The organism is Natrinema ejinorense (assembly GCF_002494345.1).
In the GTDB taxonomy this organism is placed as follows: Archaea; Halobacteriota; Halobacteria; order Halobacteriales; family Natrialbaceae; genus Natrinema; species Natrinema longum.
Genome location: NZ_NXNI01000002.1, coordinates 100,583 through 111,946, shown reverse-complemented (window position 1 = coordinate 111,946; position 11,364 = coordinate 100,583). Strand labels below are relative to the sequence as shown.

The following is an 11,364-nucleotide window of genomic DNA, read 5'->3' as shown; positions in this document are numbered from 1 at the left end:
CGGTGGCGTTTAGATCAGAACGTGTCGCGGAGCCGTTCGCGTTCCCACGTCGCCGCGCTATCGGTAAATGCGTCCCACTCGCTGCGTTTGACCGTGAGATACGACTCGGTCAGTTCCTCTCCCAGCGCCGATCGCAGGACGTCGTCGTCGGCCAGCGCATCGAGGGCCTCCCCGAGCGTCGTCGGGAGTCGATCGATGTCGCGGTCGGTCAGCGTCGCCTCGTCGCAGTTGGCCGGGTCCGCTTCCAGCGGGGGGCCGGGATCGATTTCGTTCCGGATGCCGTCCAGGCCGGCTGCGAGCAGCCCGAGCACCGACAGGTACGGGTTGGCCGTGTTGTCCGCCGGGCGGTACTCGACGCGCGTCGCCGTGTCTCGCTCGCCGGGAGCGGCCGTCGGAATCCGCACGGCCGCCTCTCGGTTCTCCACACCCCAGCAGCCGTACGCGGCCGCTCCGGCCTGTGGCCTCAGCCGAGCATAGGAGTTGACAGTGGGCGAGGTGAGTGCGAGCAACGCCGGTACATGTGCCAGGATTCCACCGACGAAGTGCCGTCCCATCGGGCTCAGTGCCCGATCCCCGTCCGACGGCGCGAACCGGTTGTCCCCGTCCCACAGGGAGAGGTGGACGTGACAGCCGTTCGTCGCACCGTCGAACGGGTACGGAAGGAACGTGGTTCCGAGGCCGTGGGATTCGGCGACTGCGGCCACCGTCTCCCGGAGGAAGACGTAGTCGTCGACGGCCCCAATCCCGCGGCCGTACTTGGTCACGATCTCGTGTTTGCCGGCGGCGTACTCGGGATAGTACTTGTGGACGTTGATCCCCTGGGCCTGCAGTGCGTCGACGACGTCGAGGATCACGTCGTGTCCGTTGCGCATGCTTGCCGTCGAGTAGACGCCCTGATCGCCGTGTGGGGACGGTTCCTCCCCGTCGGTGACGAGGTGGAACTCGCTCTCGAGCGCGAGGGCCGCCTCGAGTCCCTCGTCCGCGAGGTCGGCGAGCTGTCGCGACAGCGCCGAGCGCGGGTCGGCGCTCCAGGGATGCCCCGACTCGCTGTCTCGGAGCGAGCACAGCACCGCCGCGACCCGGTCCTCGTGGTCGAGCACCCTGAACGACGAACAGTCGGGGAGGAGACGCACCTCGCCGACGGCATCGAATTGGGCGTCCTTGACGCGGTGGCCCAGCGCGTTGAACGACTGGACCAGTTCCGGCAGCGGGACCCCAGACTCGAGCGCGTCCGGTACGTGGTCCTGTTCGACCGCGTGGCCGCGGACGACGCCGTCGTTGCCGACGTACAGGAGTCGGATCAGTTCGACGTCTGCTTGTTCGCATCTATCCGCAATCGCCTGACTGTTCATGGAACGGTTTCGTATCGAACCCTCTCCCACATAGTTTTTAGGTCTACCTAAAATGTCGAAACACATGGGACCCGTGACGCTGAATCGCCCGCCAGTGGAGATCCTCCGCGAGCGTGACGACTGCCCGATCGAGGGGACACATCCGTGAGTGGGACGCTCGAAGTCGTCCGGCGTCGGCTCGCTGCTGCCGGCCTGTCCCGCAGCGTCGCGGGTCTGGGGATCGGTCAGGGGCTCTCGGCGGCCGGTGCGTCGATGGTCGTCCCGCTCATGGCGTCGCTGATCACCGGGTTGCACTCCCCACTCGTTCCGGCGACCGTCGTTGGCATCGCCGTCTCGAACGAACTCCTCGTCGGCGTCTTCTTCTCGACGCTTGGGGCCGTCCGGTCGATCTGTCAGATCCCCTTCGGACGGCTTTCGGACCGATTCGGCGTCCGGAACTCCCTGCTCGAGATCGGGTTCGCAGTCAGTAGCGCCACTGTCCTCGGGTACGGTTTCGTCGGCACTGTCGGGGGATTACTGTCCCTGCGTGTACTCCAAGGAATCGCACTGGCGGCAGCAACACCGGCGTTGATGGCGTTGGTCGATTCGCTCACGACGACAGACAACCGGGGCGGCGGGATGAGCGCGATCTCGACGCTCCGGACGCTGGGCTGGGGCGTCGGGCCAGTACTGGGCGGCGCACTGGCCGACCAGTTCGGGCTCAGGTCGGCGTTCGCCTGCGGCGCGCTCTTGGTTGGCGGCAGCGTTCTCCTGATCCGATTGGCCGTTCCAACAGTCAACCCCGGTCGAAGCAGCGGCAAGTCCGAGTCCGACGACGGCGGATTGCGCCCCCAGTTCACGAGCAGTCGGCAAGCGCGGACGCTCATCGGAGTTGCGGTCGCGGTCTCCGTACTCATGATGGGTATCTCGGCTATCGTCTCCCTCGAAGAGACAATCGTCGGTCGGCTCGGGGGCTCGAAGACCGGGTTCGGGATCGTGTTCGCGATTCCCACCATCACTCGACTCCTAGTCCAGTTCCCCGTCGGACGCTGGACCGATCGGTACAGTCGCCCGCCGATGATCCTGGGCGGCCTGCTGGCGAGCGTCCCGCTCGTGGCAGCGACCGGTCTCGTCCACACGCTTGGCGCGTTCGTCCTCGTCCGAGGACTCCAGGGTGCGACAGTCGCCGCCGTCGTCGCACCCGGCTACGCGCTCGCGGCAGACGTCGCGGACGAGGCACACTCCGGCGAACAGCTGGCGTTCGTGACGACAGCGTCGAGCGTCGGGTTCGCCCTCGGCCCGCTCGTATCCGGTGTGCTGGCGCCTGCCGGGTTCTTCGCCCCCTTCCTCGCCATCGCAGCGCTCTCCCTCGCCTCCGTCGTCGTGGTGTGGCGTCTCGTCGGAGCCGGTTCCATCCCGTCGTTGCGCGACTGCGTCGAGTTGCTCCATGGGTGACCATCCTCCCACGGAACCCACGTTCCGTGACGAACCACACCTATCTTTAGGCTTGCCTAAATACTGGGACACATGTCGACAAACGATCCTCGCAGCGCTTTCGGCCACTGGGACGAATCGGGGGAGCCGACGTGAGCGGAGCCGGTCCTCGAGAGAACCGTCTCTCAAGTCTGGGCGACAGTGAGACGGTATACGTCGGGGCGGCCGTCGAGACGGCGGCTGAGTCGTTGATCGAACTGTACGGGCTGGTCGGCCTCGACTGGGTCTGGATCGATCTCGAACACAAGAACGCCAGCCCGTTGGACGGAACCAATCTGGAGCGACTGAGCCGGGCCGGAGAGTGTGGAAACGTCGAACTCGTCGTCAGGCTCCCCGATAGTAACCCTGCGACGGTCAGGAAGGTACTGGACGCAGGCGTACGAAACGTCGTGATTCCGCGTATCGAGACGGCAACCGACCTCAGGCGCGCGGCCGAAGCCTGTTATTTCGAGTACGGCGACGAATCCGGCGCGCGTGGGCTCTCCCAAGGTCGTTCGAGCGGCTACGGCACAGCGTTCCTCGAGGATAGTGCATCATACTACCGGACCGAAGACGACGCCGTTCAGTTGGGAGCCCTCATCGAGGAAGAGCAGGCAGTCGAGAACCTCCCTGCAATCCTCGACGTGCCGGGATTGGACTTCGTGTTTCCCGGGCCCGGCGACCTCGGTGTATCGATGGGCCATCCGCTGGAGTACGACCACCCCGCGGTCAGTGATCGGATCGAGTACGTCGAGGAGACCTGCCGCGACCGGGGAATCCCCATGCTCGGGATGTATCACAGCAACTTCACCGGACGAGGGGGCATTCAGCAGGCTATCGAGCGAGGGTATCGACTGTTGAGCGTCGGGAACGAGTACGATTTCGCCGCCGAGATCCTCCGCGAACGTCTGTCGTGGTTCGCGGAGTGAGCGCGTAGAGCGGATCGGTCGCCCCAGAACGGACGTACGGGGCGGCAGTCGACCACCGACGGGTACGGGGCAGCAACGGTGTCGCCGGAGGCCCGAGCCAGGACCTCGCCTGTCCCGCGGCGACTGCCGTGGGGCGCGAGATAGTCATTTCGGATGGGCGATATCGATCGCCACGTCGTCCGAGTGCCATTTGCGGACCGTGCGGGCGCCGTCCATCGTAATCGATTGCGGCCGGATGCCCACCTCGAGGGCGAACAGGAGGTCTCTGACGTACGAGTTACGTCGCTCGTCGACTCTCTCCGGGCGTTCCCCTCGGTCGGCCAGTTCGTTCTGCACGAGCGTCGCGAACGCCCGTTGATCGAACGTCGGGAGCACTGGCCAGCGCTCGAGTAGTGGATCCATCAGCTTTCGATAGCTTCGAATCCCGTCGGCGAGCGAGATTCCCTCCAACCGGACCCCGCGCCGGCGCGGGTCGTTCCGGGTTCCAAAGGAGGTCGCCAACCCGGACAGCCGTGTACGCGAGGACGAACACGAGGGCACGGTCACGAGTTGCTTTCAGCGCCGTGTACGTGCTCGCTGCCTCTCGAGGGGAATCAGAATCCGCCGGGAGTATCGTATCCGTCTCGATGGCGTCGCGGGTCCGCTCGCCGACGTGACGAGGAAGGGCGTGACGCTGTTTGGCCGTCCAGGCCTGCTGGTCGCCAGGCTTACCGCCGTCAACCTCGGGGAGCGGCGCCATCGCACTGCCCGCTGGGCGTAATGCGTCTCGAATCGCTGGCAGAGGGTGCGCCAGCGGACGAGGTCACGGCTGCCCTCGTGCGGGCACGCTTTTTCGTCGCGTCCTGCAGAAATATCTATTCTAAATATAATCTCTACTATTGATAAATAGTATTGAACGGGACGTGTTCGACTGTTCACAACTGGAATAACAAAGCCGACCTACAGCCCGAAGATGGACGAAGCCCGGATCACGTTGCGATTGACGCGACCGTGATCCAATTCGGTGAGGAGCGATATTGGCTGTACGCTGCAGTCGATTCGGCTGCGTTGAATCACTAGATGGCGTCGGGGAAGGTCAGTAAATCGAAGGAGTTGAAGCGGGAAAATTTGGTTGTCCATGACACAAATCTCCCGCTTCACCGAGCGTTGCGTCTCGATTGCACAAAGAGTTACGGGTGAACGAGGCGAATCCGCCGCCCCGACTGGTGGCGGCGGATTCGCCGACTATGCCCTCATTTCGCTGCATTGCCTCCGGATTTACCTCGATACGTCCTACCGGATGACGATCGATCTGTTGAAGGAAATGCCGCAAATAACAGGGGATATCGGCCTTGACGTGGCCGATCTCCCCGCTCCATCTACGCTGTGTAAGGCGTTTGATCGGATCGAAATGAGTGTCTGTCGAGTGCTACTGCACCAGTCGGCGCAGTTGCACAACCCCTCTGAACACGCTGCTATCGACGCAACATTCTACGAACGTGATCGTGCGAGCCGCCACTACTGCCACCGAACCAATTACCGCGTTCAAACGCTCAAAGTTACAAAACTCGTCGATACAGCAACGCAAGCTGTTCTCGATCTTCACTGCTCAACGACGTTAGAAGGAAGCGACGCAGACCTCGCCGAGCAGATCGCCCGCCGGAACGCGGGCGATCTGCGATCCCTTGCCGCTGACAAGGGCTACGATAAGCAAGCGCTCCGCGACCAGCTCCGCAAACTCGACATTCGCCCGCTGATCAAACACCGGATCTTCGCTCCCTACGATCACGCTCACAACGCTCGTATTGACGAAGATCGGTACGCTCAGCGATCAATGACTGAAACCGTGAACTCCGCCATCAAGCGCTCGCTCGGCTACGCCGTGCGAGCGCGTACCTGGTATCGAGAGTTCCGTGAAATTACCCTGATGTGTGTCGTCTATAACATCAAGCGGGCTGTCAAACAGTGAAATCCACCGCTGTATGGCGATTCAACACAGCCGTCGATTCAGATTCAAACGATTTGCTCCATACAAAGCTTGAATCGGCGAGAACGAGCGTTTTTGCACATCCGTTCTTCGCCGAACTGTGCGAGAAAGATTATGTCGATGACGGCGTATTTCTCGTCGATGGGTCCACACCGCTCCAAGACGCCTGCTCTCGACATGGCCCCGATTTCAGATGCGATCACCACGGAAACCGGAACAGCGTAGAGCGTATTTTTCAAGAGGTGAAACGGCGGACTCACTCTTTATCGGCTGTTTTAGCAACGCCAAGGCAACCCGTGACGAGTAGTTGAGATCGTTCGCCTTCGTGAACTGTCTAGCTTAGAACCATTGTTTGTATCTATCTATTAAGTAATCAATATAGTCGTTGTGTGGTGTAGTAGTGTGCGAACTGCTCAAGTGACGTTCTGACGCTGGCCCGATTGCCAACCCAGGAATTATGGAAGCGGTCGGCCCGCTGTTTGAGCGTGTGGAACCGCTTTTCGATACGGGTTCGGTCGACATAGTCGAGCTGACCGCTCAATCTCACTCGAGTGAGGGCAATCAAATTCCCGTAGCCATCGACCAGAAACACAGCTTCAGAGGGATCGTGTTCCTGGTCAATTTCTGCAGGAACGTCGCGACTGGATCGGTACTTCGTCGTCCGAAAACCGCGACATCGAGAATCAGCCGTGAGCCACGGTCTGTTGCAGTATGTCCTCAAGACTATTCGCCATCGATCTCGACAGCAGTCCCATCAATAGCGACCCGCGACAGCTTCGCCGTCCTCAGAACGTTTCGCGTTCTGCTGTCGAGGCGAATCAACGATTCGCCGACCATTGGGGCGCAAATCGCTCCAAGAGGCCACACGAGAGCGAAGCTCTCGTGGACGTCAGCGGGTATGAGACGCTATCAGCCAGTCGATGTCCCCAGTACCAGATTACGTGGTGAGCGCGTTCGACGTCGAGCGAGCGAAAATCCGCTTGTGTCTCTCGAAGCGCGCAACCGTCCGCTCCCAAGGTCCATCGAATTCCGCCGCGTCGCACTCGCTGAACGGATCGACGAGTGACATCCCAAACTCCCATCCGACAGACCACTTCAACGAGGAATAGAGTCGCGTAAAGTGATGCATCGTCCTTACCCGCGACGCTTCCACAGCGGCAGCGTTGTTCGACCATCAATTCGCTTCCGAAGAGCGTGGGAATCGGCGAGCGGCTCGGGACTCGAGCGTCTGGGCGAAGGCGTTCATGGTAGTCGCCGAGCGAGGCAGTGGGTCACCAGGTTCGTTCGCTCGGCCCAGGGATCGACGTAAACGAAGGGACCATCCTCTGCGTGTACATCACACCTGCACACCACAGCGAGCGTATCGATCCTTAGACCGGCGTGATGTTCTCCTGGTAGGCGCCGTAGTGGTCCTCGAACACCTGCATGATCTCCCCCATCGACGCATAGGCCTTCACCGCGTCGATGATGGACGGCATGACGTTCTCGTCGTTCTCGACCGCGTCCGACAGCGCCTCGAGCGTCGCGTCGACTTCTTCGTCGTCGCGCTCGGCCTTGACCTCCTCGAGTCGCGTGAGTTGGCGGTCGCGAGTCGTCTCGTCGACCTCGAGGATGTCCGGCGAGGTGTCTTCCTCGATGGTGTACTCGTTGACGCCAACGACGACCTCCTCGCCGCGTTCGACCCGCTGCTGGTACTCGTAGCTCGCTTCACCGATCTCACGGTGGAAGTACCCCTGATCGATGCCTTCGAGGACACCATCACGAACCGAGCCGTCGCCCATCTCCCTGATCTCCTCGATGTAGGTCATGATCTCTTCCTCGAGTTCATTCGTCAGCGCCTCGATGGCGAAGCTGCCACCCATCGGGTCGACAATATCTGCCGCGCCGGACTCCTCGGCGATGATCTGCTGGGTTCGCAGGGCGACGCGGACGGCCTTCTCGCTCGGCAGCGCGAGCGCCTCGTCGAAGCTGTTGGTGTGCAGCGACTGCGTGCCGCCGAAGATGGCCGCCAGTGCCTGGATCGTCACGCGAGAAATGTTGTTCAGCGGCTGTTGGGCCGTTAGCGACTGACCCGCCGTCTGCGTGTGGAACTTCATCCGCTTCGACTCGGGGTTCTCGGCATCGTACCAGTCTTCCATCACGCGAGCGTAAATCCGGCGGGACGCGCGGAACTTCGCGATTTCCTCGAAGATGGAGTTGTGACAGTTGAAGAAAAAGGAAAGCAGTGGACCGAACTCGTCAACGTCAAGGCCGCGATCGAGGCAGTCCTCGACGTAGGCGAATCCGTCCGCGAGCGTGAACGCGGCCTCTTGGACGGCCGTCGAGCCGGCCTCCCGAATGTGATAGCCGGAGATGGAAACGGGATGAAACTTCGGCGTTTCCTCGACTGCGAACTCGATCGTGTCGGTGACGACATCGAGCGACGGCTCCGGGGAGACGACCCACTCGCGCTGGGCGATGAACTCCTTGAGCATATCGTTCTGGAGAGTTCCCCGGATCTCTTCGCGCGGAACGTCCTGCTGGTCGGCCAGCGCGATGTACATCGCGTAGATGACTGCTGCGGAGGGGTTGATGGTAAAGGACGTGGAGACCTCGCTGATGTCGATCCCGTCGAAGAGGATTTCCATGTCCCGTAGCGTGTCGACGGCGACACCCTCTTTCCCGACCTCTCCCTGACTCATCGGCGCGTCCGAGTCGAGCCCCATCAACGATGGCATGTCGAACGCCGTCGAGAGCCCGGTTTGGCCCTCCTCGATCAGGTAGTGGAAACGCTCGTTGGTCTCCTCGGCAGTACCGAATCCGGCGAATTGCCGCATCGTCCACGTCCGGCCGCGGTACATCGTCGGATACGGCCCACGCGTATACGGCGGCTCACCGGGGAAACCGAGGTCCTCGTCGAAGTCTACGTCGTCGATGTCTTCAGGGGTGTATAATCGGTCTACCTCGTGATTTGAAACCGTCGCGAAGCGTTCGTTTCGCTCTCCATGGGCCTCGAGTGCGGGCTCGAGAGTGTTTGTTTCCCATCGTTCTCGTTGCTGGCGAATGTCGTCCAACTCGTTCGAGTCGAACATTACTGCGATTATCATCGGTCGGTGTCTAAAATCTTGTTATTGATCAGTCGAAACACACGTTCGTGTGCTCGCGCACGCTCGTTTGGACACTGGCAGCCGGACCGTTCGATAGACTACCCACTACGTGACACAGGACGGATTCTCGAATCTATCTTGGTCCACTGGTCGGCTTTCCGTGTAAATCGGCACGGACAACAAAACATTAATACGAAGATCGTATGATTATCCACACATGAGTGTGGAATACGATGCCACAGTCGAGGCGTTCGAATGGGATATTCCGGAATCGTACACGGTTATGTCGACCGTCGAGTCGCACGCTGTGGAGTTCGGCGATCGGGTCGCCGTCCACTTCATGAACGAGGAGGGCTATCGGACCGAACGGACCTACGCTGACGTACGCGACGACAAGAATCGTTTCGCCAACGGTCTCGAGGAACTCGGCGTCGGTGAGGGCGACCGGGTCATGCACCTGCTCCCGCGCCACCCTGAGACGTTCGCCATCCAGCTCGGGGCGCTGTCGACCGGCGGGTTGCTGGTTCCGTGTTCCTCGATGCTGCGCTCAAAGGACATCGAGTTTCGCGCCAACGACTGCGAGGCGACCACGATCGTCGTCCACGAGAGCCTCACCGACATGGTCGAACCCGTTCTGGACGACACTCCCCTCGAGCGCGTGATCGTCCTCGACGGCAATGACGACGATCTCGTCGACGATCGCTGGACGACCTACGAATCGGTCGTCGACGGCCAGTCGACCGACTACGAGGGACCCGACCTCGGTGCCGACGATCCGATGTCGATCAACTACACCAGTGGGACGACCGGCCAGCCAAAGCCCGTTCTCCATAAACACCGCTGGCAGTACTGTTTCAATCGGGTCAATGCGCCGTACTGGTGGGGTATCGACGAGGACACCGACCTCGAGGAGGAACTGCTCTGGGCGACGACCGGCACCGGCTGGGCGAAATGGTTCTGGAGCCCCGTCGGCGTCGGCCTGACCACCGGCGCGACGCAACTGATCTACGATGGCGAGTTCGAGGTGGAGACGTTCCTCGAGATCCTCGAGGCGGAAGGCGTCACCAAGCTCTGTGCCGTGCCCACCCAGTATCGGATGTTCGCCAACGCCGATCTCGAGTCCTACGACGTCCAACTCGACGATACGCTCTCGGCCGGTGAACCCCTCAATCGGGAGCCGATGGAGCGCATCGAGGAAGCCTGGGGCGTCACCCCGCGCGACGGCTATGGGCAGACCGAAACGGTCGCGCTCGTGACTAACTACCCCGGGATCGACGTCAAGCCCGGCAGCATGGGCAAGCCGACGCCCGGTGTCGGCGCCACGATCATCGAGATGAATGCCGACGAAGAGGTCGAAACGGGCGAGATCGGTGAGATTGCGGTCCCCGTCGACTCACCTGCGATCTTCGATGGGTACTACGGGAAGCCCGAACTCGACGAGGAGAAACTCTCGGGCGACTACTATCGCACCGGCGACCTCGCCTCACGTGACGAGGACGGCTACGTCTTCTTCGAGGGGCGGGCCGACGATGTCATCATCTCCTCGGGCTACCGAATCGGTCCGTTCGAGGTCGAGGACGCGCTCGTGAGCCACGACGCGGTCGCAGAGGCCGCCGCAGTCGATAGCCCACACGAGGAACGCGGCAGCGTCGTCAAGACCTACGTCATCCTCGACGACGGCTACGAGGGAAGCGAGGGGCTGAAAGACGAACTGCAGGAGTACATGAAAGCGGAGACGGCCCCGTACAAGTACCCCCGACGAATCGAGTTCGTCGACGAACTCCCCAAGACCTCGAGCGGCAAGATCCGCCGCGTCGAACTCCGCGAGCAGGAACAGCAAAAATACAGTTGAACGGCTGGTCGACCGTGTGCCGTTTTGCTCGCTTCACTCCTTCTATCAGTCCCGAAATCGCACCCCCAAGGGCGATGTTCCCGTCGCCGGTCGGACACTCGATCGACGTCTCGATTTCGTCCCGGTCGTCACGCTCGATCCCGACTCGTTTCGCCAGGCACAGACGATCCGCTCGCTCGTCGAGTGGTTCGAGAGAGCAAAGCTCGCTCGTTATCACGGGAGAGCGAAGGGGTTCCGTCCGACCCCGAGGCACTCGGCCCGTTTCTTCTGTCGGTGAACCCGTCCGCGTCGGTATCGCCCCAGTCGGCGGTAATTTCAGTTATGCGTGCCATCGTCGGGTCTGAACGTGATCGTTCGCTCGTCGGTCGTCTCTCGCGGTTCGACGGTCGCCGCGACGGGAGTGCCGATCTCGACGTCGGTCGGATCGGACCCGCGGACGATCCCGGTTAGCCTGACGGGGCCGAACGACGCGATAGCGGTGACGTACGGCGCGTCATCGTCGAACGCCGGCGTCGGCACGTTGACGGTCGAGTACGTGCGAATTTCGCCCGTCTCCGGCAATGGAATCCGTTCGAGGTCGCGGTCGCCACAGTGGGGGCAGACCCGCCGCGGCGGCACCGTCCCGTGACCGTTCGAGCACGCGTAGTAGTAGCCGCGACCGTCCGCGAGCGAGTCGAGGAACACGTCGTACTCGCCGTCGCTAGCGTCGGTCATGCGACCACCTCCA

General features: G+C 61.9%; 7 protein-coding genes and 5 pseudogenes. 6 read left to right on the top strand and 6 right to left on the bottom strand.

Features of this window, described 5'->3' with window-relative positions; all coding sequences use genetic code 11:
- Positions 1-14: 14 nt before the first annotated feature.
- Complete coding sequence (gene glnA2, locus CP557_RS20030; protein WP_097381797.1) at positions 15-1,352, bottom strand: gamma-glutamylputrescine synthetase; 1,338 nt, start codon at positions 1,350-1,352, stop codon at positions 15-17.
- 144 nt (positions 1,353-1,496) lie between these two features.
- Between glnA2 and CP557_RS20025 the strand changes: the two genes are divergently transcribed.
- Both CP557_RS20025 and CP557_RS20020 read left to right on the top strand, forming a co-directional pair.
- On the top strand, positions 1,497-2,786 hold the full coding sequence (locus CP557_RS20025) for an MFS transporter (RefSeq protein WP_097381796.1): 1,290 nt from the start codon (positions 1,497-1,499) through the stop codon (positions 2,784-2,786).
- 131 nt (positions 2,787-2,917) lie between these two features.
- Positions 2,918-3,733, top strand: a complete 816-nt coding sequence (locus CP557_RS20020) for an HpcH/HpaI aldolase family protein (protein ID WP_097381795.1) — start codon at positions 2,918-2,920, stop codon at positions 3,731-3,733.
- A gap of 62 nt (positions 3,734-3,795) precedes the next feature.
- Here CP557_RS20020 and CP557_RS23515 read toward each other — a convergent pair.
- A pseudogene (locus tag CP557_RS23515) lies at positions 3,796-4,501 on the bottom strand (site-specific integrase); the annotation flags it as partial.
- Between the two features lie 138 nt (positions 4,502-4,639).
- On the opposite strand from CP557_RS23515, the pseudogene CP557_RS20010 reads away from it, so the two are divergent.
- From CP557_RS20010 to CP557_RS23165, 3 genes and pseudogenes are all read left to right on the top strand, one after another.
- A pseudogene (locus tag CP557_RS20010) lies at positions 4,640-4,771 on the top strand (IS6 family transposase); the annotation flags it as partial.
- A gap of 79 nt (positions 4,772-4,850) precedes the next feature.
- Positions 4,851-5,681 carry an IS5 family transposase gene (locus tag CP557_RS20005; RefSeq protein ID WP_097379168.1) on the top strand — a complete coding sequence of 277 codons (831 nt, stop codon included), beginning with the start codon at positions 4,851-4,853 and terminating at the stop codon, positions 5,679-5,681.
- 29 nt (positions 5,682-5,710) lie between these two features.
- A pseudogene (locus tag CP557_RS23165) lies at positions 5,711-6,006 on the top strand (IS6 family transposase); the annotation flags it as partial.
- 66 nt (positions 6,007-6,072) lie between these two features.
- On the opposite strand, the pseudogene CP557_RS23510 reads toward CP557_RS23165, so the two are convergent.
- The 3 genes and pseudogenes from CP557_RS23510 to CP557_RS19990 all read right to left on the bottom strand — a co-directional run.
- Positions 6,073-6,482 (bottom strand): annotated as a pseudogene (locus CP557_RS23510) (IS6 family transposase); the annotation flags it as partial.
- Positions 6,483-6,590: 108 nt separating this feature from the next.
- Positions 6,591-6,715: pseudogene (locus CP557_RS23505) on the bottom strand (IS6 family transposase); the annotation flags it as partial.
- Positions 6,716-7,069: 354 nt separating this feature from the next.
- On the bottom strand, positions 7,070-8,770 hold the full coding sequence (locus CP557_RS19990) for an acyl-CoA mutase large subunit family protein (protein ID WP_097381794.1): 1,701 nt from the start codon (positions 8,768-8,770) through the stop codon (positions 7,070-7,072).
- A 232-nt stretch (positions 8,771-9,002) separates the two neighbouring features.
- Here CP557_RS19990 and CP557_RS19985 point away from each other — a divergent pair, with 232 nt between their 5' ends.
- Entirely contained in the window at positions 9,003-10,637 is a 1,635-nt protein-coding gene (locus CP557_RS19985) for an acyl-CoA synthetase (protein ID WP_097381793.1), read from the top strand.
- 315 nt (positions 10,638-10,952) lie between these two features.
- Here the strand turns inward: CP557_RS19985 and CP557_RS19975 are convergent, their stop codons facing one another.
- Complete coding sequence (locus CP557_RS19975) at positions 10,953-11,351, bottom strand: Zn-ribbon domain-containing OB-fold protein (protein WP_097382058.1); 399 nt, start codon at positions 11,349-11,351, stop codon at positions 10,953-10,955.
- Positions 11,352-11,364: the final 13 nt, after the last annotated feature.

Bases quoted from the DNA above. Each gene is read 5' to 3' on its own strand.
- glnA2 (WP_097381797.1), bottom strand. From the start codon at position 1,352: ATGAACAGTCAGGCGATTGCGGATAGATGCGAACAAGCAGACGTCGAA.
- CP557_RS20005 (WP_097379168.1), top strand. From the start codon at position 4,851: ATGACACAAATCTCCCGCTTCACCGAGCGTTGCGTCTCGATTGCACAA.
- CP557_RS19990 (WP_097381794.1), bottom strand. From the start codon at position 8,770: ATGTTCGACTCGAACGAGTTGGACGACATTCGCCAGCAACGAGAACGA.
- CP557_RS19985 (WP_097381793.1), top strand. From the start codon at position 9,003: ATGAGTGTGGAATACGATGCCACAGTCGAGGCGTTCGAATGGGATATT.
- CP557_RS19975 (WP_097382058.1), bottom strand. From the start codon at position 11,351: ATGACCGACGCTAGCGACGGCGAGTACGACGTGTTCCTCGACTCGCTC.